29 protein-coding genes are annotated in these 23305 nt (G+C 58.0%); 23 read left to right on the top strand and 6 right to left on the bottom strand.

Annotated elements, in window-relative coordinates; all coding sequences use genetic code 11:
* Positions 1 to 3 precede the first annotated feature (3 nt).
* The 5 genes from fliN to fliR are packed head-to-tail and all read left to right on the top strand — an operon-like array spanning position 4 to position 2541.
* Positions 4 to 387, top strand: coding sequence for a flagellar motor switch protein FliN (gene fliN / locus M2433_RS10325; protein WP_059385145.1), 384 nt, complete (start codon positions 4 to 6; stop codon positions 385 to 387).
* A complete protein-coding gene (gene fliO / locus M2433_RS10320) occupies positions 387 to 758 on the top strand; it encodes a flagellar biosynthetic protein FliO (protein ID WP_429054542.1) in 372 nt (123 codons plus the stop codon). Before fliN ends, fliO begins: the two co-directional genes overlap by 1 nt.
* Before the next feature lie 26 nt (positions 759 to 784).
* Complete coding sequence (gene fliP, locus M2433_RS10315; protein WP_429054690.1) at positions 785 to 1483, top strand: flagellar type III secretion system pore protein FliP; 699 nt, start codon at positions 785 to 787, stop codon at positions 1481 to 1483.
* 9 nt (positions 1484 to 1492) lie between these two features.
* Complete coding sequence (fliQ, locus tag M2433_RS10310) at positions 1493 to 1762, top strand: flagellar biosynthesis protein FliQ (protein WP_429054544.1); 270 nt, start codon at positions 1493 to 1495, stop codon at positions 1760 to 1762.
* A complete protein-coding gene (gene fliR, locus M2433_RS10305; protein WP_429054545.1) occupies positions 1762 to 2541 on the top strand; it encodes a flagellar biosynthetic protein FliR in 780 nt (259 codons plus the stop codon). Before fliQ ends, fliR begins: the two co-directional genes overlap by 1 nt.
* Before the next feature lie 5 nt (positions 2542 to 2546).
* Here fliR and M2433_RS10300 read toward each other — a convergent pair whose 3' ends face one another.
* Together M2433_RS10300 and M2433_RS10295 are read right to left on the bottom strand one after the other, a co-directional pair.
* Positions 2547 to 3071 (bottom strand): hypothetical protein, encoded by a 525-nt coding sequence (locus tag M2433_RS10300; RefSeq protein ID WP_429054547.1) that lies wholly within the window; start codon positions 3069 to 3071, stop codon positions 2547 to 2549.
* Positions 3037 to 3846 carry a winged helix-turn-helix domain-containing protein gene (locus tag M2433_RS10295; RefSeq protein WP_429054548.1) on the bottom strand — a complete coding sequence of 270 codons (810 nt, stop codon included), beginning with the start codon at positions 3844 to 3846 and terminating at the stop codon, positions 3037 to 3039. Before M2433_RS10295 ends, M2433_RS10300 begins: the two co-directional genes overlap by 35 nt.
* A 455-nt stretch (positions 3847 to 4301) precedes the next feature.
* Between M2433_RS10295 and M2433_RS10290 the strand changes: the two genes are divergently transcribed.
* The 4 genes from M2433_RS10290 to M2433_RS10275 all read left to right on the top strand — a co-directional run bounded on the left by M2433_RS10290 (position 4302) and on the right by M2433_RS10275 (position 7497).
* Positions 4302 to 4793 (top strand): DoxX family protein, encoded by a 492-nt coding sequence (locus tag M2433_RS10290; RefSeq protein WP_429054550.1) that lies wholly within the window; start codon positions 4302 to 4304, stop codon positions 4791 to 4793.
* A gap of 111 nt (positions 4794 to 4904) precedes the next feature.
* Positions 4905 to 6044 (top strand): methyl-accepting chemotaxis protein, encoded by a 1140-nt coding sequence (locus tag M2433_RS10285; protein ID WP_429054551.1) that lies wholly within the window; start codon positions 4905 to 4907, stop codon positions 6042 to 6044.
* An 80-nt stretch (positions 6045 to 6124) separates the two neighbouring features.
* Entirely contained in the window at positions 6125 to 6376 is a 252-nt protein-coding gene (locus tag M2433_RS10280; RefSeq protein WP_429054553.1) for a hypothetical protein, read from the top strand.
* A 725-nt stretch (positions 6377 to 7101) separates the two neighbouring features.
* A complete protein-coding gene (locus tag M2433_RS10275; RefSeq protein ID WP_429054555.1) occupies positions 7102 to 7497 on the top strand; it encodes a hypothetical protein in 396 nt (131 codons plus the stop codon).
* A 39-nt stretch (positions 7498 to 7536) separates the two neighbouring features.
* On the opposite strand, the gene M2433_RS10270 is transcribed toward M2433_RS10275, so the two are convergent.
* Positions 7537 to 9078, bottom strand: a complete 1542-nt coding sequence (locus M2433_RS10270) for a flagellin (RefSeq protein ID WP_429054557.1) — start codon at positions 9076 to 9078, stop codon at positions 7537 to 7539.
* Positions 9079 to 9378: 300 nt separating this feature from the next.
* Between M2433_RS10270 and fliD the strand changes: the two genes are divergently transcribed.
* The 3 genes from fliD to fliT are packed head-to-tail and all read left to right on the top strand — an operon-like array spanning position 9379 to position 11619.
* On the top strand, positions 9379 to 10854 hold the full coding sequence (gene fliD / locus M2433_RS10265) for a flagellar filament capping protein FliD (protein ID WP_429054558.1): 1476 nt from the start codon (positions 9379 to 9381) through the stop codon (positions 10852 to 10854).
* 44 nt (positions 10855 to 10898) lie between these two features.
* The gene (gene fliS / locus M2433_RS10260) at positions 10899 to 11306 is read left to right on the top strand and encodes a flagellar export chaperone FliS (protein WP_225283158.1); all 408 of its coding nucleotides are present in this window, start codon (positions 10899 to 10901) and stop codon (positions 11304 to 11306) included.
* Positions 11299 to 11619 carry a flagellar protein FliT gene (gene fliT / locus M2433_RS10255; protein WP_429054560.1) on the top strand — a complete coding sequence of 107 codons (321 nt, stop codon included), beginning with the start codon at positions 11299 to 11301 and terminating at the stop codon, positions 11617 to 11619. Before fliS ends, fliT begins: the two co-directional genes overlap by 8 nt.
* A 153-nt stretch (positions 11620 to 11772) precedes the next feature.
* Here fliT and M2433_RS10250 read toward each other — a convergent pair whose 3' ends face one another.
* The 3 genes from M2433_RS10250 to flgA form a co-directional block, all read right to left on the bottom strand.
* The gene (locus M2433_RS10250) at positions 11773 to 12216 is read right to left on the bottom strand and encodes a flagella synthesis protein FlgN (protein ID WP_429054562.1); all 444 of its coding nucleotides are present in this window, start codon (positions 12214 to 12216) and stop codon (positions 11773 to 11775) included.
* 17 nt (positions 12217 to 12233) lie between these two features.
* Entirely contained in the window at positions 12234 to 12527 is a 294-nt protein-coding gene (flgM, locus tag M2433_RS10245) for a flagellar biosynthesis anti-sigma factor FlgM (RefSeq protein ID WP_429054563.1), read from the bottom strand.
* A gap of 71 nt (positions 12528 to 12598) precedes the next feature.
* Positions 12599 to 13294 (bottom strand): flagellar basal body P-ring formation chaperone FlgA, encoded by a 696-nt coding sequence (gene flgA / locus M2433_RS10240; RefSeq protein ID WP_429054565.1) that lies wholly within the window; start codon positions 13292 to 13294, stop codon positions 12599 to 12601.
* A 248-nt stretch (positions 13295 to 13542) separates the two neighbouring features.
* On the opposite strand from flgA, the gene flgB reads away from it, so the two are divergent.
* The 11 genes from flgB to flgL all read left to right on the top strand — a co-directional run bounded on the left by flgB (position 13543) and on the right by flgL (position 23266).
* Entirely contained in the window at positions 13543 to 13953 is a 411-nt protein-coding gene (flgB, locus tag M2433_RS10235) for a flagellar basal body rod protein FlgB (protein WP_429054566.1), read from the top strand.
* 6 nt (positions 13954 to 13959) lie between these two features.
* The gene (gene flgC, locus M2433_RS10230; protein ID WP_259566646.1) at positions 13960 to 14364 is read left to right on the top strand and encodes a flagellar basal body rod protein FlgC; all 405 of its coding nucleotides are present in this window, start codon (positions 13960 to 13962) and stop codon (positions 14362 to 14364) included.
* 8 nt (positions 14365 to 14372) lie between these two features.
* Complete coding sequence (locus M2433_RS10225) at positions 14373 to 15074, top strand: flagellar hook assembly protein FlgD (RefSeq protein ID WP_429054567.1); 702 nt, start codon at positions 14373 to 14375, stop codon at positions 15072 to 15074.
* Positions 15075 to 15096: 22 nt separating this feature from the next.
* Positions 15097 to 16284, top strand: coding sequence for a flagellar hook protein FlgE (gene flgE, locus M2433_RS10220; protein ID WP_429054568.1), 1188 nt, complete (start codon positions 15097 to 15099; stop codon positions 16282 to 16284).
* A gap of 9 nt (positions 16285 to 16293) precedes the next feature.
* Entirely contained in the window at positions 16294 to 17031 is a 738-nt protein-coding gene (locus M2433_RS10215; RefSeq protein ID WP_429054569.1) for a flagellar basal body rod protein FlgF, read from the top strand.
* Between the two features lie 19 nt (positions 17032 to 17050).
* Positions 17051 to 17833, top strand: coding sequence for a flagellar basal-body rod protein FlgG (gene flgG / locus M2433_RS10210; RefSeq protein ID WP_429054570.1), 783 nt, complete (start codon positions 17051 to 17053; stop codon positions 17831 to 17833).
* Between the two features lie 47 nt (positions 17834 to 17880).
* Positions 17881 to 18582 (top strand): flagellar basal body L-ring protein FlgH, encoded by a 702-nt coding sequence (locus tag M2433_RS10205; protein ID WP_429054572.1) that lies wholly within the window; start codon positions 17881 to 17883, stop codon positions 18580 to 18582.
* 1 nt (position 18583) lies between these two features.
* Positions 18584 to 19711 carry a flagellar basal body P-ring protein FlgI gene (locus M2433_RS10200; protein ID WP_429054574.1) on the top strand — a complete coding sequence of 376 codons (1128 nt, stop codon included), beginning with the start codon at positions 18584 to 18586 and terminating at the stop codon, positions 19709 to 19711.
* Complete coding sequence (flgJ, locus tag M2433_RS10195) at positions 19711 to 20631, top strand: flagellar assembly peptidoglycan hydrolase FlgJ (protein WP_429054575.1); 921 nt, start codon at positions 19711 to 19713, stop codon at positions 20629 to 20631. Before M2433_RS10200 ends, flgJ begins: the two co-directional genes overlap by 1 nt.
* Positions 20632 to 20724: 93 nt before the next feature.
* Entirely contained in the window at positions 20725 to 22362 is a 1638-nt protein-coding gene (gene flgK, locus M2433_RS10190) for a flagellar hook-associated protein FlgK (protein WP_429054577.1), read from the top strand.
* Positions 22363 to 22372: 10 nt separating this feature from the next.
* The gene (gene flgL, locus M2433_RS10185; protein ID WP_429054579.1) at positions 22373 to 23266 is read left to right on the top strand and encodes a flagellar hook-associated protein FlgL; all 894 of its coding nucleotides are present in this window, start codon (positions 22373 to 22375) and stop codon (positions 23264 to 23266) included.
* Positions 23267 to 23305: the final 39 nt, after the last annotated feature.

Here is a 23305-nt window from a genome sequence, read left to right as displayed (position 1 = left end):
CCCATGAGCGATATGAACACCTCATCGGGTTCTGACGATCAGTCCATCGATAATCTTTGGGGTGAGGCAATGACCGAACAGCACGCGGCGGGAATGACCGACACCATGGCGGGTGCACAATTTTCTGACGAAATGAACCTGATCCTGGATATCCCGGTAAAAATGACCGTGGAGCTGGGACGCACCAAAATGACCATCAAGGAGCTGCTGCGCTTAAGCCAGGGCTCGGTGGTGTCGCTGGACGGTCTGGCAGGGGAGCCGCTGGATATCCTGATCAACGGTTATCTGATTGCGCAGGGGGAAGTGGTGGTGGTGTCCGATAAATTCGGTATCCGCATTACGGACATCATTACCCCGTCCGAGCGTATGCATCGTCTGAGCCGCTGATGAACGCCACTGATTCCCTCCCGGCTACCGGGTCCATACTGACGTCGGTCAGCGGCGCGCTGGTGCTGATCCTCCTGCTGCTGGTGGTGCTGGCCTGGGCCGCCCGCCGCAGCGGGCTGGCGCGTCGGCTCAACGACGCCCAGGGCAACATGACCCTGGTGGCGACCCACTCACTAGGGCCGCGCGAGCGCCTGGTGCTGGTTGACGTTGGCGACCAGCGTCTGGTGCTGGGGGTTACCGCTTCACAGATTACCTGCCTCGCCACTCAGCCGCGTCCGGAAAACGCCCCGCAGGCCAGTGCGCCCGCAGCGACGTTTCCGCTGATGCTGGAGAAGCTGCGCCAGAAATGCCGTCCGGGAGGTGAACAGTGAGTCGCCTGCTGCTGGCATTCGCCCTGATGCTGCCTGCCGCCGGTGCGCTGGCGGCCAATGGGGATATCACTCTCGGCCAGCCCTCCGGAGAAGGGGGCTGGACGCTGCCGGTGCAAACCCTGCTGCTGCTGAGCGGCTTTACCTTCATTCCCGCGGTCCTGCTGATGATGACCGGGTTTACCCGCATCATCATTGTGCTGGGGCTGCTGCGTAACGCGCTGGGTACGCCCACCGCGCCACCCAACCAGGTGCTGGTGGGGTTGTCGCTGTTTTTGACCTTCTTTGTGATGTCGCCGGTGTTCAGCCAGATCTACGAAAAAGCCTGGCTGCCGCTGCAGGAAAACAAAATCACCATGGAAGGTGCCCTGACGGAAGGGGTGAAGCCGCTGCGCGCGTTCATGCTCGACCAGACCCGCGAAAGCGATCTGGCGATGTTTGCCCGTATCGCGAAAACGCCGGACGTTGCCACGCCGCAGGATGTGCCGCTCAGCATTCTGATCCCGGCGTTTATCACCAGCGAGCTGAAAACCGCGTTCCAGATCGGCTTTACCATTTTTATCCCGTTCCTGATCATCGATCTGGTGGTGGCGAGCATTCTGATGGCGCTGGGGATGATGATGGTGCCGCCGACCACCATTGCCCTGCCGTTCAAGCTGATGCTGTTCGTGTTGGTGGATGGCTGGCAGCTGCTGGTGGGTTCGCTGGCCCAGAGCTTTTACAGTTAGGAGAGCACCATGACCCCCGAAAGCGTAATGGCGATCGGCATGCAGGCCATCAAGGTCGGGCTGATGATTTCTGCACCGCTGCTGGTGGCTGCCCTGGTCACCGGTCTGATTATCAGTATTTTGCAGGCCGCCACGCAGGTCAACGAAATGACCATGACCTTCATCCCGAAAATCCTGATGATTGTCGGCGTCGCGGTGGCGCTTGGCCCGTGGATGATGAAAATCTTTATTGAATATACCCGCGCGGTGTTCGCCAGCATCCCGTATGTGATCGGCTGATGGCCTTTGGACTTCCCCTCGATCAGCTCTACGGGCTGGTCAGCCACTACTTTTTCATTATGGTGCGCATTGCGGCGCTGCTGCACGTTGCGCCGGTGTTCAGCGAGAAGGCCGTCAGTGCCAGACTGCGCGCCGGTCTGGCGCTGCTGACGGCGATCCTCATCGGCGGGATGCTGCCCGACGCCGGGGTAGGGCTCTATTCCTGGAAAGGGAGTTGGGTGCTGGCTAAACAGGTAATTATCGGTGCGGCGATGGGGTTGACGCTGCAGCTGCTGTTCGCCGCCGTGCGCATGTCCGGTGAAATCATCGGCATGCAGATGGGGCTGTCGTTTGCCACCTTCTTTGACCCCGGCGCAGGCAACAGTCCTGTGATCTCACGTTTTCTCAACCTGCTGGTGATGCTGCTGTTTCTCGCCTTTAACGGCCATCTCTGGCTGCTGGCGCTGCTGGCTGACACCTTCCAGACCCTGCCGGTTGACGCCACGCCGCTGCATGCGGGCGGGTTTATCTATCTGGTCACCCACGCGGGGCTGATTTTCAGTCAGGGGCTGATGCTGGGGCTGCCGGTGATTGCCCTGCTGCTGTGCATCAACTTTATCCTCGGGCTGTTAAACCGTCTGACGCCGCAGCTCTCCATTTTCGTGATTGGCTTCCCGCTGACGCTGACCTTCGGCATGCTGGCGCTGTTCCTGATTGCCGAAACGCTGGCCCCGTTCTTTGAGCGCCTGATGGCCACCGGCTTTGACCTGCTGGCCGGGCTGATTCAGGCGCTGGTGTAGTTCCCTCAGTGCATGCACGCGATGCGGGCGACGGTTTCCGAGCCGGAGGCCAGCACCTTATCGTCCAGCAGGTAGACGGTGCTGGTCGCCACTTCGCCTGGCTTAATTTGCGGGAAGATATAGTCGGTCACATCTTCATCCGTGGTCTGGCCGCCCAGCTTGCGGTGCTGGCTGGTCACGGTCAGATGGATCCGTTTGCCCGACAGTTCCACATCGTAGCGCACTTCCCGGTTCACGGCCTTTGGCAGCCCGTCGCGCTTGCCGTCTTTAAAGTGGGTGATGCTGCCGATATAGGTGGTATGCCCGCTGAACAGGCCATCGCGGTAGGAGCGGTAGATGCCCCGCGCCAGCGTCGCATTGTTGTCGTCCTCAATCACGTAGTAGGAGGTGGGGGCGACACACTGCGACGCGAACGTCGCGTTCCGCAGCCCGTACAGCGCCATGCCGCCCAGCCCGACGACCATCCCGCCCACAAACAGCAGGCTGAGCGGGGATTTAATAATGGCGAAAATAGAACGATTCGCAGTCATTCCCTGAATCCTTAAAGGGTTGTTGGCAGGCAATAAGTCCCTGGAACTGGCTCATTTTTTCTGAGCCGGTGGTGACGTACAGCACCGCAGCCGGTTTCTCATTGGGGCGACGATCCAGCACGTGACGGGTATAGGTTTGCAGCGTGGACTCAATCAGGGCGCGCTGCGTCTGTTTATCCTGCTGCACCATCACCTGGGTGCCGGGCGGCACGCCGGGGCCATTCCAGCGCACAAAGTGGACCGGCTGGGGGCTAAAATCGACGATCCCGCGCAGCAGCAGGGCAATCACCAGCCCCACCAGCACGCCACTCAGGGTGACGCAGATTTTCTGCTTCAGGGTATAGCGGCGCGCAGGGGCGTGCGCCGCCACCGGCGGCACATCAGGCGCGGCCGGTTCTTCCTGGGCGGGCAGGGTCGCGGTCTGCGCCGGCGGTGGCAGTTCACCGCTGGCCTCGCGCACGAGCAGACGATAGCCGCTGCGCGTCACGGCGATCAGGGTGATGGCTTCCTGCAGATCCAACTGGGCGAACGCGCGACGCAGCTTGGTGATCATCACCCGGACGCTGTTGTCGGTCACTTCCACGCCTGCGCTGCGCCAGCCGATCTCCATCAGCTGTTCCTGAGAAAGCACCTCTCCCTGGGCCTCCACCAGTGCGGCAAGGCACAGACACGCGCTTTGGGGAAGGGTGACCGTTTCCTGCGTATCCGTCCGGGCAAGTACGCGGGTCTGTAAATCCAGCGTTACTGACGTTCCAATCGCGATAGGGTTTAGCATAGTTATTTGATTCTTCTGGTGTATTAGGTATCGCTTCTGGCTATTGTAATTAATAGTAAGGAATACATGTTATGGCGAGCCGAAGGCCAGAACGACATGCTTTTTATGTCTTACGTCATATTTTTGCAACCACTGCGTAATAACAGCCTTAACGGCATTAAGGTTATTAATCGAAGCGTTATTAACCGCATTAAACGTGGCGCTTAATAACGTTTTACTTTAATCATATTAAAACCAATCGGTTACCTTTTTGCTGCCGAAGGGGTCGTCTGTACGGCGTTGATAATGAGACGCTATCATCATTCAGAATTAATCTTTTTTAATCTGTATATTTTTATTAATTGTGTCGGGAAGGGGGCGGGAGCAGTTGCGAATGAGACCGGCGAATTTATACTGCGTAAACAGATGTTATTGAATTTATTACACAGTACTTATTTTCTTTACAAGGATGACCGATGTTCTCGCTTAAGCGTTTATTGCATACCACCGATATGCCAGCCATGTTTCCCGTCTTTCTCTGCCGTCTGGTAGTGGGGATATTTTTCTTTACCGCAGGGTTTAATAAATTATTCGTTCCCGAGAACCAGCTGCTGATGGTGGACACCATGCATGACGCGGGGATCCCTTTCCCGGACGTTATGGCCGTGGTGGTGGCGTTCCTCGAATGCAGCATGGGTTTGCTGTTAACTCTGGGATTATTCAGCCGCGTGAGCGCGCTGGTACTGATGACGATCAGCGCCGTGGCGCTGGTCACCATCGGTATCTACACCATTCCGCGTGGTCTGAACCTGATCGCCTGGCTCAGCTGGCTGTTTTATCTGCCCGAGACGCTGTATATGGTCCTTTGCCTGCTGCCGGTGACATGGGGGGGAACCTTCTGGAGCCTCGATGGCTGGCTGGTCAGACGCTGGGATAATGTCCGGCGGATTGTTTTTATTGAGCGATAACAGAAGTGCGCGGTTATCAACGGTTTGAAGAGCATATTTACTGCCCCCCGCATAATAAAATAGCCCTGTAGCGGCAGCATTGTGCTGCCAGAATAAACAACAGGCGCTGTCATGGTTTTTATTGTCATACTGGTCGTTATTTTTATTACCTTAATTATTCTGGTGCAGGCGGGCGTCATGCCGTGGTTTATCCGCACGGAGGGGCAGCGCCTGCGCTCGCAGGTGGATGCCCTGGCCATTCAGCTGCGTGAACAGCTTGACCGGGTGGAAGCGCAGCAGCGCTCGATGACCGAAAGCGTGGTCACCCTGAAAAGCTTTGCCCTCGACAAAGCGGCGCCGGGGGAGACCGATCTCCCGGAGGAGAGCGGCAACAGCCGTCAGTTTTTCAATGCCCTGGTGAAAGAGATGGGAGAGCGGCTGGGCGGCCGTGCCTGGATTGTGGAAAACACCGGGCGCATCATTGCCGATGCCGCCGGTGCGCCCACGGTGCAATCGCTTAACGATGCCGATCTCCCTATGGCGGTCCCGCTGCGCGCTCTGCTGGCCCAGTCCGGGGAAGGGCTGCGCCATACCCGTTTTCGCAGCGCCAGCGGCGAGCATACCCTGATGGTGGTTCCCCTCGCCGACACGCCGTGGCTGCTGGCTATTGATGTTCCCACCCGCCGCATGGGCGAGCGCCCAGGCATTCTGCTCCACAAGCCGTGGCCGCTGGCCGCACTGCTGCTGGTCTCGACCCTGACGCTGCTGCGCAGTCTGAATCTGCACCTTTCCCGACTCAATGAAGAGCTGCCGTCGCAGCTGCAAACCGGGCAGGGGGCGCATCTGCCGCCGCTGATGCATGAGATGGGCGAGCAGGTGAACGCCATCGCCCGGGAGAACGAACGGCTGCTGCAGGTCCCGGACGCCAGCGCCAACCTGCTGGCGACGCTCGGCGACAGCGCCACCGGCGTGATTATGGCCATGAAGGCCTTGCATGATGCAGCCCTGCAGATTGCCGACAGCAGCGGGGCGCTGGTTCAGCTGGCGAGCCGCGCCTACAGCTACTCCCTGCATAACGAAGAGGGGATTTTTGCCGTGGAGTCGCGCAACCTGGCGAGCCGCTGCGCCCGCTCCTCGAAGGAGCTTCGGGCGCTGATTGACGATGCGATGATGCGGGGGCAGAGCGGCGCGGCGTCGGTGACGCAGAATAACAGCGTGCTGATTGAAGAGGTCTGTACCGTGGCGAATGCCCTGCTGCAGCGCACCCAGTGACGGGTTGCGTAAGCGGGATCGCTTTGCTTCACTGGAAGCAGGCTTAATGGAAAGGATCTCCTGACATGAAATAGACTCTTGTGCTCTTCGCCGTCTCGACGCTGGCGGCCTGCCAGTCGCCCACGTCGCAGAGAACAGACCGCGTGACGCTTACCCGGTGTGGTAACTATGAGATAACCCTGCTGCCCGCCGCTGCCGCCGGTATCGGCGAGCTGCCGGGGCATGAAATCGCCATTCTTCAGGCGATGCTGGCTCAGGTGAAAGAGACGCCGCTGGAGCGAACCTGGCAGGCGCAACAGCTGGAAAGTGTGGTGAATCGGTTTAAAGTTTAATTTCACCCGTAAATATGCCTGCACGGACGGCTCCCTCTCCCTTTGGGAGAGGGTTGGGGTGAGGGGGAGCATACGGCTTTCGAGGTTATTCCGTTCACTTTATGTTCCTTGCTACTCTGTAACGGCATGACCTGTGAACGTGCCAGGGTGGCTCAGTCGCCACCACCCTGGCGACCCGGGCTCCCGGCGGTAAATCGCCGCTTCGCGGTACCCTCGGCTTATTCCTTCCGGCTTATCGGGGACGGGCGGAGGTAACGTTCCTGTAAAGCCCGCCCTCTCGGCGCATCCCTGCGCCTCGCCCCGGCCGGGAGGCAAACGCCTCAGCGATTTACAGCCGGACCTGGGTGTCGCTGTAAGCCATTAATTTTTCGGAAGCAACATTCATCGCTTCAGGTAATAATGACCGGGGTAAGGGAAAGGAGGAAAAGCAAACCTGTGCCCGAAATAAAGACCGCACCGAACGGTCCCCTCACCCCTTTGGGGAGAGGGCCAGGGTGAGGGGAAGCTACCCGGCACAAATCTGGAAGGCGCCTCGCAATCCCGCAAGTAACCTTATGTAATCTGTGGTTTACCCTGTTGTTAGTTTTCATCACATCGTAAAAAGTGCCTGCGTTGCGGCAACCACCGCAGCCGGGCGTGAGAACCTGAAGATACAAGATGATACCGGAGTGACCCGCTGGTTGGCTCCCTTGTGACGCATTTCTCATCTCCCTGGAGGCTTTCCGATGACCCTTCTGTCCACTCTCACTGACGCATCCCACCATAGCTTCACCGAACGGCTTATGGCCTTACCCCTCGACCTGTTTGAGGTGGCCGATCTCTGCGCCGCGTTTGCCAGCGCGCTGGTCGAAACACAAAGCGTAAGCGATCGCCATGCCCTCTGCGGACGATTACTGCATGCCCTGGAGGCGCTGGAACGTCTGTGTGACGACGATCTGCCGCCGCATCTGATTGAGCAACTGATAGCCGGTGACGTCGCCCCGTCATGCATGCCGCACTGCTGGCAAGAGACAATCACCCCGGTCACCTATGCCCGTGCGCTGGCGCTGGCGATTCTGGGGAATACGCTGCCGGGCATAAAACAAAAAAGCCCTCCGGGGAGGAGGGCAAACCGCGCGTGAGGCACGCGCGTAATGACAATGTAAGGTGGTTTTTGCAGATTAACGCAGCAGGGACAGCACGTTCTGCGGAACCTGGTTGGCCTGGGCCAGTACGGAAACACCTGCCTGCTGGAGGATGTTCGCACGGCTCATGGCGGACACTTCCACGGAGAAGTCGGCATCCTGAATACGGGAGCGCGCTTCGGTGGTGTTGATGATGTTGGTGTTCAGGTTGGCAATGATGGAGCTGAAGCGGTTCTGAACGGCACCCAGGTCGGCACGGAAGTCGGCGATTTGGGTGATCGCGTCGTCCAGTTTAGCCAGCAGGCCATCCGCCAGCGCACCGCCCGCTTCTTTTTTAATAAACTCAGCGTCAGCGGCACGTGCTGCTGGTGTAGTCAGACCGCCTGGTGTCGTACCGCCAGTAGCGAAGATAACCTCAGTAACGACTTTATCGCCTGCTGCGTTCTCACCATAAGCGAAGACTTTAGTTGTAGCGCCTTCGGTCACGGAGAAGAGCTGCATTCCCGCTGCCTCTGCATCCTGTCCAAAAGCCGAAGTGGCAATTGTATTCAGCTGAGTTTCATCCAGCGTCACATCTGTATTGTCTGCCGCTTTAATGGTGTCACCCAGTTTCAGTTTCACTGGGTTGGTCAACTGGCTCGGGCCGTTCAGCAGCATGTCAGTATCTTCTGCACCCATTTCTGTCAGGTTGCTAAAAGCCACTGTATCGATTTTGGATGCTCCAGCGCCATTATCATCCCATGTGACTGCTGCAAGGTCGATTTTATACAGCTTGCCATCATCTTTGTTTAAGACGAAAGCCTCATCGTCCTTAACATAAATCTCGGGATCATTTGTCAGCGCTGTACCGCCATTTGCCAGCGCAGTCTTGAGCGCAGCTATATCGTCAGCATGAACTTTCCATTTAGCAGTTGGATCGGCAGTACCACCGCCAGGTGCACCCGTCACAATACCCGTGTCTTGACCAGCAGCTTTTAGATCTGCTTTATCGTCATACTGACTGCTGGCAGTCCCCGCGCCATTCACAGTGATCCCGATATCCGCGAAATCATCCAAAAATTCATCCAGACCAAGGGTCTCCATATCCAGCTTGTTCAGGGTGATGTCGATGGTGTCGTCGTCTTTGTCACCAATCTGAATAGTGATTTTTTCTTTAGAACCGTCAAAGACTTTTACGCCGTTGAAGTTGGTGGTTTCTGCTACGCGGCTAATTTCTTCCAGACGGGTGCTAATCTCTTTCTTGATGGAGTCCAGGTCGCTGGCAGAGTTAGTGCCGTTTTTCGCCTGTACGGTCAGCTCGCGGATACGCTGCATGTTTTCGGTTACTTCTTCCAGCGCGCCTTCGGTGGTCTGCGCCAGGGAGATACCGTCGTTGGCGTTACGCGCCGCCTGGGTCATACCGCGGATAGAGGAGGTGAAGCGGTTGGAAATCGCCAGGCCTGCCGCATCGTCCTTCGCGCTGTTGATACGCATACCGGAAGAGAGACGCTGAATCGCGGTGCCCAGCTGAGTCTGGGATTTGTTCAGGTTATTCTGCGCCATCAGGCTCAGTGCGTTGGTATTAATGACCTGTGCCATTGTTATATCCTTCTAAGTAATAACGAAATGTGAGATATGCGTTAATTGCGTCGCATACTGAATTCATCGGGGGGAATGGAAAACACTAAATTATTTTTTTCAATTTTTTTGCCATTGGTAAAAATGGCTTCAGATATGAGGACAATTATCCGGATAGCAAAAAACAATTAACCAATAAACGCACATCTCTGTTATCCGCGCCCCTGCGCGTTGTTCACGCATATATGAAAAATTAAACTTCCTTCTTTATTCCCCGATAGAAACGTAACAGGTCATCCCTTTACAACAGGAAGCATTCATATGGTATCAACCAATTTTTTAGGCATGGGCTCGGGTCTGCCTTTTGACGAACTGCTGGCAAAGGAACGTTCGGCCAGCGCACTCAAGCTGAATCCCTATCTGCAGAAACAAAAAACCTATAACGGACAGATTTCCGCGTGGGGCTCTATATCCAGCTCGTTGAGCACCCTGAAGGATACTCTCGGCAAGCTCGAGGATGAGGGGTTTAACGGCGTCAGCGTCAGCGATAACAAAACCTTTAAGGCCACGGCAGGTAAAGGGGCGATCCCGAACAGCTACACCATGGCCGTGGCGCAGCTGGCGAAAGCGCATCAACTGGAGGTGGAAGGAACGTCACGAGATAAGGATCTTGGTAAGAGCGCCGCGACCGTCACCATCGATATGAAAGGCAGTGACAAACCGCTGGTCGTGGAGCTCAAGCCAGACGAAACGTCCCTCGATGATATTGCCAAAAAAATCAATGAGCAGAAGGGTGATGTTGTCGCTGAAGTGGTGACGGTGAAAGAAGGAGAGTACAAACTCGTCCTGACCTCGAAAAAAACCGGTAAAGACGGGGAGATGACGATAACGGTAACGGGGGACGCCGCGGTCAAGGATGCGCTTGAGAACAGCAAAGAGATGACCGAGGCCCAGAATGCCAAAGTCTGGCTCAACGGTAATGAGGTCGAGCGCAGTTCTAACACCATTAAAGATTTGATTACCGGCGTAACCCTTGAACTGCGTGAAGTGTCGGAGAAAGACCCTGATGCCGATCCTGGCGCAGAGCATCCCTTCAAAACCGAATCCCTCACCATCACCGAAGATACCTCAAAGGTGAAATCCCTCATCGAGGAGTTTGTTAAAAACTACAACAGCTACCTGAGCACCGTCGCCAGCGCTACCAAATACACGGCCCCCGATCGCGACAAGCTCGCGGAGGGCGAAATCCCGCTGCCCGACACCGGCAACGGCGCGCTGTTCAGCGACGGCAACCTGCGCCGCCTGACCAGCCAGCTGAAGGCTACCGTAGGCGGCGAGTACCGTGAGGCTGGGGATGTGATCACCTCCCTTGGCCGTCTCGGCATCACCGTCACCTTCGATGGCAAAACCGGCGATGACCGCTCCGGAGCGCTCGGCACTCTCACCATCGACAGCAAAAAGCTTGAGGCCGCCCTGAAGGACAACCCGAAGGAGGTCGAGGCACTGTTCCTCGGCAAAGGGGGCGAGGAGGGGATTAAAGACCGCATGGAGGGCATCTTTAATACCTACCTCGGCGATAAGGACGCCGTGGCGAAAAAGGACGGGGTGATTGAAACCGCGCTGGAGTCCCTGCGCGAGCAGGAAAAACGCGTTGGCAAGCAGATCACGGCGGTGCAAAAGCGCATCGACGAAGCCATGCTGCGCCGTGAAAAGGAATATATGCGCCTGGATAAGGCGATGAGTGAGATGAACAGCATGAGCACCCGGCTGCAGCAGTCGCTGGCGGGGTTAATTTAATTGATTACCAATCCGGGCAGGCCGCTGCCCGGCAGGATTTGACGATGTACACCAAAACGGGCAACAGTGCCTACACCGCTGTCTCACTCGACAGCCAGATTAGCGGCGCGACGCCGCACCAGCTGATCGTCCTGTTGTATGACGGGGCGATTAACGCCATGAAGCGGGCGGACATCTACTTCCAGTCCGGCAATATCGCCCGCCGCGGGGAGATGATCTCCCGCGCCATCAACATTATCGACAACGGCCTGCGCGCCGGTCTTGACCACGAGAAGGGCGGGAAAATCGCCGAAGAGCTGGAGAGCCTGTACGAATATATTTCGCGCACGCTGCTGGAGGCTAACCTCAACAAGTCCGGAGAAAAGCTGCCGCACCTCATCGCCCTGATGACGGGGATGCTGGAAACCTGGCAGGCCATCGCGCCACAGCAGAAGCAGGTGAAGCATGGATAACGATGTGATTGAGCTGATTGAACAGCTGCTGGTTAGCAACAAAAAGCTGCGCCAGCAGGCCGACGACGGCGAATGGGATGTGTTTCTTGACGAGTCTGTGGCCTATACCATGGGGATGAGAACGCTGTGTGAAATCGATTTAACCCCGCTGGCGCAGCACAACAAGCCACAGGTCAGCGCCCGGCTGGCGACCCTGCTGGAGCACGATGCCCTTCTCACGCGCGCCATTCAGGGGCGTCTCACCGCCATCAGCACCGAACTCTCCGGCATGCGTAAAAGCCGTACGATGGCGAAGGCCTACACCTCTGTTTAATTTCCTTCCTGATTGCCGGGTGGCGCTGCGCTTACCCGGCCTACCCGCCCCCTAGCCCTAACCCTCTCCCCTTTGGGGAGAGGGTTAGGGTGAGGGGGGGCAAAAAAAAGCCCACCAGAGGCGGGCAAAAGAGGACAACGCAGACAGGAACGGTCAGATGCTGATGTTGTATTTGCGACCGACAGGCATCTGGCTGGATTCACCCGCCGGGCCGTAAAGCGTACTGGCGTGCCCGACATGGTCGATTGCTTTCTGAATATGCTGGTTTTTCTTCATATGGCTTTGCAGCAGGGATTCCACCTGCTGATTCAGCGCTTTGGTGCTGCGCACCTTTTCATGCACCTGCTGCCAGCTGGCAAACAGCTTGCCGAGTCCCGGGTAGGGGGCTTCGGTGCCGGAGGTTTGCTCCTGCTGGCGGCGCATATCGTCGTAGTACTGCAGGGTGGTCAGCAGCTGGTTTTTGTTATCCGCCAGCACCTGCAGCGACACCGGGTTGATCTGGGTGCGGTTGAGCTGATTCACCTCTTCAATCATGATTGCCTCCAGCTCATCCAGAGAGGTCTTCATTTGCGTCAGTATCGGGAAAAGCTTGTCCATAAGGGGCCTGTAAACGGTTAAAACGAAAACATGTCCTGCACCATCGCCTGAGCAATCTTCTCCGGCTCAATGCGCAGGGTACCCGCCGACAGCGCGGCGCGCATTTCGGCGATGCGGGCGTAGTTCACGTCGCGGCTGTCGTCGGTCTGAATTTTTTTGGTTAGCTGGCTCAGGGTGACGTTGGTGTTATCGCGCTTTTCGCTGCGCGTGGCCGCCACCTCGCTCTCCTGTGGCTGCGTGCGGGTGCGCAGATCCTGCGTTGGGGCGATCTTCGCGATCGGCGCGGTGGTCTGGCTGCTGTTGATGCTCATGGTGGTCCTCGCAATAAAATTAAGTGCTCAATACTTCTTTCTTCGGTGATTCTCAGAAAAGCTAAAATTTATTATTGAGAAAAAATCATCACCTGACCGTCGGCCGCCACTTTCCCGCTGACGGTGCGCCCGCCAGCGGTTTTCACTTTCAGCACGTCGTCCACCGCGGCGTTGTTCAGCGCTTTACCCTGACTGCGTATCCGAAAGCCTGAACCGGCGGTCACCAGGTCCACCGTCTGCCCGGCACGTAGCCGCCACTGCTGGCGCAGCTGGTTTTCCAGCAGCGGTTTACCGGCGTCGATGGCGCGGGTGAGGCGCTGACCGATGATCTGGTCGGCGTTAAAAATCAAGCCACCGGGCTGGTTATCGAGGCTGCCGGTAACCGGTTCGATATCGCTGCGCTGCACAATGGCCCCGCCGGGCAGGCTCTGGCTGGCCACCCACCAGGTGCCCTGGGCGCTGATGCGTATCGGCAGGAAATGACGACGCGCGCCGCACTGGGCCAGCACGGTACGCTTGCCGGTGAGACGGCTGTCGCGCCCTACCAGGCTCAGCTCCGGGTTCTCACACACGGCGGCCAACTGGGCAGGCGTGGCGAGCAGGGCCACGGTGCGCACCACCTCGCCGTTGCTCTCCGGCTGCTGGATCAGGGCATCCAGCTTGAGCAGCAGGCGCTGCTTCGCCGTCTGGTCAGACGGAACGCTGGCACCAGCAGACGCAGAGCAGAGCAAGACGGCCATCGCCGCGCTGAATAATCGGAGCTTCATCTCATTGCCTTAATACGGTATTTAATTTATAAAACGTGGCGAAATTATATACGCAGTGGCGAGGCTTTTATTGTCTTAAATAATGACACTTCTGACGGCATTTACATTCTTCATTTTTTTATCGCTTCCCTCATTATTTCTATTTCCCTAAATAGGCTTATTTCTGTCGGGTCTTCGCAGTGTGATATTTCACCAGCGCTGTCTACACTATCGCAGTTTAAATAACGCGAGACAGGAGTCCTGTTGTCATGAATAAACTTGATGACGCCTTTCGCTTTCAACAGCAGGCGTTAGGTTTGCTGTCGCGCCGTCAGGATATTTTGGCTTCGAATATTGCGAATGCCGACACCCCTGGCTACCAGGCGCGGGATATCGATTTTCCTCAGCAGCTAAAAGCGGCCATGGAAAATAACACCGTGGCGAAATCACCCGTATCACTGGCATTAACGTCAAACCGACATATTGAAGGTAAAGCGCAGCCGTTTGACGACGCTCAGCTGCTTTATCGCATTCCCGATCAGCCGAGTGCCGATGGCAATACGGTGGATATGGATCGTGAGCGCGTCAATTTTGCGGATAACGCCGTGAAATATCAGTCGGGACTGACGTTCCTTGGCGCGGATATTAAGAAAATGATGACTGTGCTCAGTCAGGGGTAATTAACGATGTCGCTCTTTAGCGTATTTGATATTTCAGGTTCAGCGATGGCGGCCCAGTCCCGCCGTCTTAACGTCAGCGCCAGCAATATGGCCAACGCCGACAGCGTGGCGGGGCCGGACGGTCAGCCGTACCGGGCCCGTCAGGTGGTGTTCCAGGTCGATAACACGGCCGGTCAGGAAATTGGCGGCGTGCAGGTCAGCGACGTGGTGGAGAGCAGCGCCCCGGATCGCCTGGTCTACGAGCCGGGCAATCCTCTGGCGGATGAACAGGGCTACGTGCGCATGCCCAACGTCAACGTGATGAACGAGATGGTCAACACCATCTCCGCCTCCCGCAGCTACCAGGCCAACGTGGAAGTGATGAACTCCGCCAAAAGCCTGATGCTGAAAACATTAACTCTTGGTCAGTAAGGACGCATATGGCGGTCTCTTCGATTAACAACAACAGCGGCACTGGCGGCACGGGCACGGGCAACAGCGCGGCAGATCTGTCGAACCAGTTTATGACCCTGCTGGTGGCGCAGATGAAAAACCAGGATCCCACCAACCCGATGGATAACAACCAGCTCACCTCGCAGCTGGCGCAGTTCAACATGGCGGCGGGCGTCGAGAAGCTCAACACGTCTGTCGGTTACGTCTACGCCATGATGTCCCAGCTGGGCAGCATGAGCGCCTCCTCCTGGGTCGGGCGTACCGTGCTGATTGAAGGAGAGGCGAAGGTCTCCTTTGGCGATCGCTTTGGGATTCATCAGGAAGGCGTTGAGACGCCTGAAGGCTCGGACGATTTCCACTTCGCGCTGTCGGACGATGCCGAAACGGTCACCGTTACGCTGCATGACGGCGACAAGGCTTACGCTGCCGAGCTGAAGAACGTCAAGAAGGGGATGAATACCTTCAACCTCGACGACCTGGAAAACTTCAAGCCGGAGCCGGGGCCACCACGCGATCGCGAGTACACCCTCTCCTTTGAGGCCAGCAACGCCGAAGGGGAGAACCCGACGGTGTACGGCCTGATTCAGGAGCAGGTACAGGGCGTCACCATGGATCCAAATGGGCCGATTCTGCATCTGCTGAATCACGATCCGATCGGCATGGACAAAGTGTTCGTCATTCAAAAATAAACATTACTTCTGGAAAGAAATTATGGGTTTTTCACAAGGTCTTAGCGGTCTGAGCGCCGCGGCAAAAGCGCTGGACGTGGTGGGTAACAACATCGCCAACTCCCAGACGTTTGGGTTTAAAGCAGGCTCCGCCTCTTTTGCGGATATCTTCGCTGGTTCGCAGGGGATGGGCGTGCGGGTGGCAGGCGTTGATCAGAACTTTGGCGACGGCAACCTGGCGGCCGGCAGCTCCGCTCTTGATATGGGCATCTCAAAGCGCGGCTTTTTCCGCATGGTCGATGAGGCGGGCAGCGTGTTCTACGGGCGTAACGGCCAGTTTGAACAGGACGAAAACGGCTTTATCGTCAACAGGACCAACGGACTGTTTTTAACCGGCTATCAGGCGACGAACGGGGTGATTAACCCCGGCGCGCAGGTCGGGCCAATCCGCATTCCGAAAGACGATTTGCCGCCAGAAGCTTCGACCGCAGGGTCGTTGACGGGCAACCTGAAGTCTGATGCAGAGATCATCACCAAGGCTTTCAACAAGGATGATAGCGATACCTACAACTACGTCAGCGAAGTCACTGCCACCGACAGCCTGGGCAACAAGCATGCCATTAAGGTCTATTTCGTGCATACGGCCGAAGGGAAATGGACAGCCCATGCGGAAGACTCAACCTCACCTGCGGGCATGAAACCAATTAATCTGGAGTTTGATGACAAAGGCAACATTGTTGGCAACCCGAAACTGGACATTGATGGCGCTGCCTATAACGGCTCTGCGCCACTGGCATTGGAACTGGATTTTTCAAAACTGAGCCAGAACAGCGGCGATATGCAGATTATGCTGGGCGAAATTGACGGCCAGGCGCCGGGTAAATTCAATACGTATGAAGTCAGTGACAGTGGCGAAGTGATCGCCATCTACAGCAACGGCAAGCGCCAGACCGTGGCGCAGGTGGTGCTGGCGGACTTTGCCAACGTCGGCGGTCTGGCGCAGCAGGGTAACAATCTGTGGGCGGAGACCGGACAGTCCGGCCAGCCGTTCCTTGGCACCTCCGGCAGCGGCAGCTTCGGCACCATCAACGGCGGCATGCTGGAGACCTCCAACGTTGAGCTGGGTGAAGAGATGGTCAATATGATCGTCTATCAGCGTAACTACCAGTCCAACTCGCAAACCATCAAAACCCAGTCTGAAGTGCTGCAGACGCTGGTTAACCTGCGTTAAGGCTGAACGATGGATCGCGCTATCTATACCGCCATGAGTGCCGCCAACGCGGCGCTCAACCGCCAGGCGGTCACCTCAAACAATCTGGCGAACAGCTCCACCGCGGGCTTTCGCGCCCAGCTGGCGGCGTTCCGTTCGGTACCCATCGAAGGGGAAAGCCTGCGCACCCGTGCGCTGGTGGCAGAGTCGACGCCGTTTCACGACACCACCATGGGGCCGATCACCCATACCGGCCGCAGCCTCGACGTAGCGCTGCCGCAGAACGGCTGGCTGGCAGTGGCGCTGGACGACGGCAGCGAAGGCTATACCCGTAATGGCGCTATCGAGGTGAATCAGGACGGGGCGCTTCGCGTCAACGGCCGTCCGCTGATGGGCGACGGCGGGCCGCTGGAGGTACCGCCGCAGTCCCACGTCACCCTCGGCAGCGACGGCACCGTGTCGGCGCTCGGCATGGGCGATGACCCGACGGCGCTGGTGCTGGTGGGCCGCCTCAAGCTGGTCAATGCCGACATGAACGAGATGGTGCACGGCGACGACGGGCTGTTCCGCACCGCGGGCGGCAACCCGCTGGCGCAGGACGAAACCCTGCGTCTGACCCCGGAAGCCATCGAGGGCAGCAACGTCAGCCCGGTGCAGGCCATGACGCAGATGATCGCCAACTCGCGCGGTTTCGACATGAACATGAAGGTGATCCGCACCGCCGACGAAAACGCCCAGAAGGCCAACCAGCTATTAAGCGTGAGCTAAGGCCGCGCAAGGAGTCACTATGATTCGTTCCTTATGGATCGCAAAAACCGGGCTGGAAGCACAGCAGCTCAATATGGACGTCATTTCCAACAACCTGGCGAACGTTAATACCAACGGCTTCAAGCGTCAGCGCGCCGTGTTTCAGGACTTGCTCTACCAGAACATGCGCCAGCCCGGCGCCCAGGCGAGCGAGCAGAACACCCTGCCGAGCGGTCTGCAGCTGGGGACCGGGGTGCGTCCGGTTTCCACCCAGCGTGTTCACACCCAGGGAAATATGAACCCCACCGGCGACGAGTACGACGTGGCGATTGAAGGGGAAGGCTTCTTCCAGGTGCAGATGCCGGACGGCAGCACCGCCTACACCCGCGACGGGCACTTCTCGAAAAATCCGGACGGCCAGCTGGTGAATGCCGAAGGCTACCCGATCCAGCCGGGGATCGTCATCCCGCAGGATGCCATGAAGCTCAACATCGGCAGCGACGGGATCGTCAGCGTGAAGGTGCCGGGGCAGGCGGAAGAGCAGCAGATTGGCCAGCTGACGCTGACCACCTTCGTCAACAACGCCGGGCTCGAAAGCATTGGCGGCAATCTCTACAAAGAGACCCAGTCCTCCGGCGCGCCGAACGAGCTCAACCCGGGGATGGAGAGCGCGGGCACCCTGAAGCAGAGCTACGTGGAAATCTCCAACGTCAACGTGGCGGAAGAGCTGGTGACCATGATTCAGGTGCAGCGCGCCTACGAAATCAACAGTAAAGCGGTCTCGGCATCCGACCAGATGCTGCAGCGGCTTTCCCAGCTGTAATCCTCTCTCTGGCCGCTCGCGCGGCCAGACATTTTATCGACACTAAAATGAATACACTTTCTCAACACATCCCGGCGGCGGCGCTGCTGGCAGGCACGCTGCTGCTCGGCGGCTGTGCGCACATCATGCAAAAGCCTCTCGTCGAGGGGCCGACGACGGCAACACCATTACCGATGGCACCGGCGGCCACCGGCGGCTCACTGTTTCAGGCCGGGCAGGCCATGAACTACGGCTATCAGCCGATGTTCGAAGACCGTCGCCCACGTAACGTGGGTGACACGCTGACCATCCTGCTGCAGGAGAACGTGAGCGCCAGCAAGAGCTCCTCCGCCAGTGCCAACCGTAATGGATCGGCCGGTATGGAGCTCCTTGCCGTGCCGACCGCCGCCGGCAGCTGGCTTGGCGACGGCAAAGCGGATTTCAAAGCCGAAGGATCAAACGATTTTTCCGGCAAAGGCGGTGCCGCGGCGCGCAATACCTTTACCGGCACCATCACCGTGACCGTTAACGAGCTGTTGCCCAACGGCAACCTGCGGGTAGTGGGTGAAAAGCAGATCGCCATTAACCAGGGCACCGAATTCATCCGCTTCTCCGGCGTGGTGAACCCGCGCTTTATCAGCGGCAGCAATACGGTGCCTTCCACCCAGGTGGCGGACGCCCGCATCGAGTACGTCGGCAACGGCTACATCAATGAAGCGCAGAACATGGGCTGGCTGCAGCGCCTGTTCCTGAACCTTTCTCCTTTCTGATATGACCATGAAAAAAGAATCTATTCTGTTATTCCTCAGCCTCCTGCTCTACGGCATGACGCTGGCGGTACCCAAAGCGGTACACGCGGAACGCATTCGCGATCTGGCGACGGTACAGGGCGTGCGGTCCAACTCCCTGATGGGCTACGGCCTGATCGTCGGCCTTGACGGCACCGGCGACCAGACCATGCAGGCGCCGTTCACCGGCCAGAGCCTGAACAACATGCTCTCGCAGCTCGGGATCACCGTCCCGGCGGGCACCAATATGCAGCTGAAAAACATCGCCGCGGTGATGGTCACCGCCGAGCTGCCGCCATTTGCCCGTCCCGGCGACAAGCTGGACATTGTGGTCTCCTCGGTGGGGAACGCCAAAAGCCTGCGCGGCGGTACGCTGCTGATGACCCCGCTGAAAGGGGCGGATAACCAGATCTACGCTATCGCTCAGGGCAATATCCTGATTTCCGGCGCAGGGGCGCAGGCGGGCGGCAGCCGCGTGCAGGTGAACCAGCTTAACGGCGGGCGCATCAGCGGCGGGGCCACCGTGGAGCGCGAGGTGCCAAACGACTTCGCTACCCAGAACATCGTGCGCCTGCAGCTCAACGAGAGCGACTTCTCGCTGGCGCAGCAGATCAGCGACGCCATTAACCAGCGCTACAGCGGCGGGGCGGCGCTCCCGGAAGATGCCCGCACCGTGCGCCTCTTCGCGCCCCCGGACGGCCCGTCCCGCGTGCGCTTCCTCGCCAACATTCAGGACATCCCGCTGCGGGTCAACGTTCAGGACGCGAAGGTGATTGTCAACTCGCGTACGGGTTCAGTGGTGATGAACCGCCACGTGTCGCTGGACGCCTGCGCGGTGGCCCACGGCTCGCTGACGGTGGAGGTGATGCAGAACAACATCATCAGCCAGCCCGATACGCCGTTCGGCGGCGGCGAGACGGTGGTGGTGCCGCAAACCGATATCTCGGTGCGCGACAGCGGCGGCTCGCTGCAGCACGTGCGCAGCAGTACCGATCTGAACGCGGTGATCCGCGCCCTCAACAGCCTGGGCGCTACGCCAAACGAGCTGATGTCGGTTCTGCAGGCGATGAAAAACGCCGGCTGTCTGCGGGCGAAGCTGGAGGTGAACTGATGAACGCTTTCGACAAGCTTGATCAACCCGCCTTTGACGTCCGCTCGCTGGACACCCTGAAACGGGAGGCCGGGCGGCAGTCGCCCGGCGCGCTGAAGGCGGCCGCGAAGCAGATGGAAGGGATCTTCGTGCAGATGATGATGAAGAGCATGCGCGATGCCACCTTCAAGGATGACCTGCTTCACAGCCAGTCCGCCGAGATGTACACCGCCATGCACGATCAGCAGGTGGCGCAGAATATTGCCGGGAGTGGTCAGCTCGGCTTTGCCGATCTTATCGTCCGCCAACTGGGCGGGGAGAGTGATGAACCCGTCGTGAGCACGCCGGGGCGCGATCTCCTGCGGCCTGGGCTTTCCGCCACGCCCGCCACCGGCCCACTGCGCCTGCCTGCGCCGGTGTCGTTCGCCAAACCGGCGGACGGGGCGCATCCGTTTATCGCCCGTCTTCTGCGCCCGGCCCAGGCGGCCGCCCAGCAGAGCGGGCTGCACCCGCATCTGATCCTCGCCCAGGCGGCGCTGGAGTCCGGATGGGGCAAACGCGAAATTCCGGCCACCGACGGCAGCCCGAGCCATAACCTGTTCGGGATAAAAGCCACCGGCGACTGGCAGGGTAAAACCACCGAAATCACCACCACCGAATACATCAACGGCGTGAAGCAGAAGGTGAAAGCCGCCTTCCGCGTCTACGACTCCTATGAACATGCGCTGGCGGACTACGCGAAGCTGCTGACCCGCAACCCGCGCTATCGCGGCGTGGTGCAGTCCGGCTCGCCGGAACAGGGGGCGAAAGCGCTGCAGGCGGGCGGCTATGCCACCGATCCGGCCTACGCCAAAAAGCTCATCACCATTATTCAGAAGGTGAAAGGGGATATTCAGCAGGGGGTGAATGCCTATAAGCACGACCTCGATAAAATTTTTTAGAAAATTTTGTCATCACCGATGAAATAAGCAGAGCCATGAACATCTGGCCCGGAAATCAATGCCGGGCCCGCAATCAGGGAATATCCAGAGCGTATGAACAACCTTTTTAATTTAGCCAGAAACGGTATCAGCGTGGCGCAGGCCGCCATCCAGGTTACCGGTGATAACCTGGTCAATGGCATGTCCAACAACTACAGCCGCCGTAGTCTGCTGATTGGTGAGCTGGGCGGTAAGACGACCCCGCAGGGCTTTTACGGATTCGGGGCGCGGGTCGGCGGCGTGGAGCGTGCCTATGACGCCTTCGCCAATACTCAGCTGCGGGATTCACTCTCTCATTACTCGTCACTGACCGCACGGATGGAGCAGCTGGCAGATATCGACAACATGCTGGCCGACGAAGCGGATAACGTGGACGTCTCGCTGAACAAGCTGTTTAAGGATATGGCGACGCTGAGCGGCTCACCGGAAGATGGCCCAGCGCGTGCGGCGGTGTTCACCTCTCTCGACGTGCTGGCTAACCGCTATAACGCCAGCGCCAAACGTCTGACGGGGCTGGAAAAGAGCACCAATACCCAGATTGAGCGCAGCGCCAGCGAGATCAACACGTTCACCGAACAGCTGGCACAGCTGAATAAGCAGCTGGAGCGCGCGCAGGGCAGTGGCACTCCGCCTGCTGACCTGCTGGACCAGCGCGACGAACTGCTGGAGAAGTTGAGCGAGCAAATTGGCGTTACCGTGTCCGAAGATCAGATCTCTGGTCGCGTGACGGTGACGCTGTCAGACGGACGCCCGCTGGTCTCCGGCGAGACCGCCTACAAATTGCAGACCTCACCCTCGGATGCCGACCCGAATAAAACCATCGTCTCCTACGTGGATGCTAACGGTAAGGCGTCACCGCTGGATGAAAACAGCATCACCAAAGGTCGCCTCGCCGGTCTGTTCAAGTTCCGTAACGAAGACCTGACCGTTGCGCGTCAGGATCTGGATCAGATCGCCTTTATGATGGCGCACCGGATGAACGAGCAGAACCGCGCCGGGTTTACGCCAGACGGCGATCCGGGCGGGGACCTGTTTTCACTGCCGGATATCAAGGCCATTGCCAATGCGAAGAACGCAGGTACGGGTGCGCTGGATCCGATCGCGGTTGTGAATTTCAGAGAGGTGAAATCTGAGAATTACGATATTAGCTTCGATGGGACAGACTGGGTGGTTAAAGGTGCGGATGGTCGTACCGTCCCCGCGACCCTCGCTGGTGGCAAACTCAGCTTTGACGGTATCGAGATAACATTACCGCCAGCGGGGGATGCCGTTGCCGGAGATAAGTTCACCCTCAACCCGATGGCCGGTGCCGCGGAAGGTATCAGCCGTAAGATTACCAGCGCGCAGGAATTTGCTGCTTCCGACAGCGCGACGGGCGGCCCGGGGAATAACAAGAACCTCGAAGAGATGCTGAAGATCCAGAAAGAGGCGCTGATCGGCAATGACACCCTCAGTGCGGCTTATGCCAGCCTGGCAGGCAAAATTGGTGAAAGCGCCCGTGAGGTGAAATCTTACGCCAACAGTGCTTACACCGATCTGGAAACGAAATACAACACCAAACAGGCCCTCTCCGGCGTGAATATGGACGAGGAATACATCAACCTGGACATGTTCCGGCAGTACTACAACGGCAACGCGCAGCTGCTGAAAACCGCCACCGATATGTTTGATACCCTGCTGTCCATCCGCTAAGGAAAAAAGAATGCGAGTAAGCACGCTTTATATGTATAAGCAGAGCGCGGAGTCGATGACGAAGCGCATGAGTCAAAGTCACGAAGTCTATCTGCGGATGTCGGCGGGAAAAACCCTGTTAAAGGCCTCCGATAACCCGACTGCCGCAACCGACGCGATAAAGCATCAGGACGCGCTGGCGCAGCTGGAGATGTACAGCGGCGTGCGCTCCCGCGTGCGCAGTGCGCTGGAATATCAGGACAATATTCTCAATGGCGTCGGCAATCTGATGACCACCTCCCTTAAGGAAAAAATGGTGGCTGCGGGATCTGACGCCTACTTTGACGATGACCGTAGGGCGCTGGGCAAAGAGATTGAGGGCATACGCGCCAATCTGCTGGATTTAGCCAACAGCCGCGATTCTGCCGGTCGCTATATCTTCAGCGGTTTTAATACCGATACGCCAGCGTTTGATGAGAACGGCGATTATCAGGGTGGAAATGAAGCGCGTCAGCAGACGGTGGCAGACGGTACCACGATGCAAACCGGCCATCTGGGTGATGAAATCTTCGGTGATATCTTTGCCCTTCTCGACGATGCCGTGGCGGAGCTTACCAACGATCCGATCGACTACGACGCGATGCGTGCCGCCCTCGAAGCCGCCAGCAAAGGCATCGATGCGGGTATTGACAGTCTGGGTAAGGCGCAGGCCGAGCTCGGCACCAACCTGCAGCAGCTTGATTCCCTGGATTTGACCGGCAATGTGCTGATCAACGACACCATTGTGAAAGTGCAGGATGCCATCGGCGCCGACACCAGCGTGCTGGTATCGCTGGTATCGGAATCGCAGATGTCGGAACTGGCCTTTAATGCCTCGATGTTCGTTTACAAGAATATGCAGAAGATGAATTTGTTTAATCTGTAATTCGAACCGCCTTTTTAATCATTTCAGACGCTACCGCGT

This window comes from Enterobacter sp. AC1, from assembly GCF_050434705.1.
GTDB classification, from domain to species: domain Bacteria; phylum Pseudomonadota; class Gammaproteobacteria; order Enterobacterales; family Enterobacteriaceae; genus Enterobacter; species Enterobacter cloacae_L.
The sequence above is the reverse complement of the archived record's forward strand: the minus strand, read 5'-3'. Positions and strand labels throughout refer to the sequence as shown.

What these genes read in the sequence shown, in the direction of transcription:
- fliO (WP_429054542.1), top strand. Translation starts at nt 387, where the DNA reads ATGAACGCCACTGATTCCCTCCCGGCTACCGGGTCCATACTGACGTCG.
- fliQ (WP_429054544.1), top strand. Translation starts at nt 1,493, where the DNA reads ATGACCCCCGAAAGCGTAATGGCGATCGGCATGCAGGCCATCAAGGTC.
- M2433_RS10270 (WP_429054557.1), bottom strand. Translation starts at nt 9,078, where the DNA reads ATGGCACAGGTCATTAATACCAACGCACTGAGCCTGATGGCGCAGAAT.
- fliD (WP_429054558.1), top strand. Translation starts at nt 9,379, where the DNA reads ATGGTATCAACCAATTTTTTAGGCATGGGCTCGGGTCTGCCTTTTGAC.
- M2433_RS10225 (WP_429054567.1), top strand. Translation starts at nt 14,373, where the DNA reads ATGGCGGTCTCTTCGATTAACAACAACAGCGGCACTGGCGGCACGGGC.
- flgA (WP_429054565.1), bottom strand. Translation starts at nt 13,294, where the DNA reads ATGAAGCTCCGATTATTCAGCGCGGCGATGGCCGTCTTGCTCTGCTCT.
- flgB (WP_429054566.1), top strand. Translation starts at nt 13,543, where the DNA reads ATGAATAAACTTGATGACGCCTTTCGCTTTCAACAGCAGGCGTTAGGT.
- fliS (WP_225283158.1), top strand. Translation starts at nt 10,899, where the DNA reads ATGTACACCAAAACGGGCAACAGTGCCTACACCGCTGTCTCACTCGAC.
- M2433_RS10215 (WP_429054569.1), top strand. Translation starts at nt 16,294, where the DNA reads ATGGATCGCGCTATCTATACCGCCATGAGTGCCGCCAACGCGGCGCTC.
- flgE (WP_429054568.1), top strand. Translation starts at nt 15,097, where the DNA reads ATGGGTTTTTCACAAGGTCTTAGCGGTCTGAGCGCCGCGGCAAAAGCG.
- flgG (WP_429054570.1), top strand. Translation starts at nt 17,051, where the DNA reads ATGATTCGTTCCTTATGGATCGCAAAAACCGGGCTGGAAGCACAGCAG.
- flgM (WP_429054563.1), bottom strand. Translation starts at nt 12,527, where the DNA reads ATGAGCATCAACAGCAGCCAGACCACCGCGCCGATCGCGAAGATCGCC.
- M2433_RS10290 (WP_429054550.1), top strand. Translation starts at nt 4,302, where the DNA reads ATGTTCTCGCTTAAGCGTTTATTGCATACCACCGATATGCCAGCCATG.
- fliT (WP_429054560.1), top strand. Translation starts at nt 11,299, where the DNA reads ATGGATAACGATGTGATTGAGCTGATTGAACAGCTGCTGGTTAGCAAC.
- M2433_RS10250 (WP_429054562.1), bottom strand. Translation starts at nt 12,216, where the DNA reads ATGGACAAGCTTTTCCCGATACTGACGCAAATGAAGACCTCTCTGGAT.
- flgK (WP_429054577.1), top strand. Translation starts at nt 20,725, where the DNA reads ATGAACAACCTTTTTAATTTAGCCAGAAACGGTATCAGCGTGGCGCAG.
- M2433_RS10285 (WP_429054551.1), top strand. Translation starts at nt 4,905, where the DNA reads ATGGTTTTTATTGTCATACTGGTCGTTATTTTTATTACCTTAATTATT.
- M2433_RS10200 (WP_429054574.1), top strand. Translation starts at nt 18,584, where the DNA reads ATGACCATGAAAAAAGAATCTATTCTGTTATTCCTCAGCCTCCTGCTC.
- M2433_RS10275 (WP_429054555.1), top strand. Translation starts at nt 7,102, where the DNA reads ATGACCCTTCTGTCCACTCTCACTGACGCATCCCACCATAGCTTCACC.
- flgL (WP_429054579.1), top strand. Translation starts at nt 22,373, where the DNA reads ATGCGAGTAAGCACGCTTTATATGTATAAGCAGAGCGCGGAGTCGATG.
- flgJ (WP_429054575.1), top strand. Translation starts at nt 19,711, where the DNA reads ATGAACGCTTTCGACAAGCTTGATCAACCCGCCTTTGACGTCCGCTCG.
- M2433_RS10300 (WP_429054547.1), bottom strand. Translation starts at nt 3,071, where the DNA reads ATGACTGCGAATCGTTCTATTTTCGCCATTATTAAATCCCCGCTCAGC.
- fliN (WP_059385145.1), top strand. Translation starts at nt 4, where the DNA reads ATGAGCGATATGAACACCTCATCGGGTTCTGACGATCAGTCCATCGAT.
- fliP (WP_429054690.1), top strand. Translation starts at nt 785, where the DNA reads ATGCTGCCTGCCGCCGGTGCGCTGGCGGCCAATGGGGATATCACTCTC.
- flgC (WP_259566646.1), top strand. Translation starts at nt 13,960, where the DNA reads ATGTCGCTCTTTAGCGTATTTGATATTTCAGGTTCAGCGATGGCGGCC.
- fliR (WP_429054545.1), top strand. Translation starts at nt 1,762, where the DNA reads ATGGCCTTTGGACTTCCCCTCGATCAGCTCTACGGGCTGGTCAGCCAC.
- M2433_RS10205 (WP_429054572.1), top strand. Translation starts at nt 17,881, where the DNA reads ATGAATACACTTTCTCAACACATCCCGGCGGCGGCGCTGCTGGCAGGC.
- M2433_RS10295 (WP_429054548.1), bottom strand. Translation starts at nt 3,846, where the DNA reads ATGCTAAACCCTATCGCGATTGGAACGTCAGTAACGCTGGATTTACAG.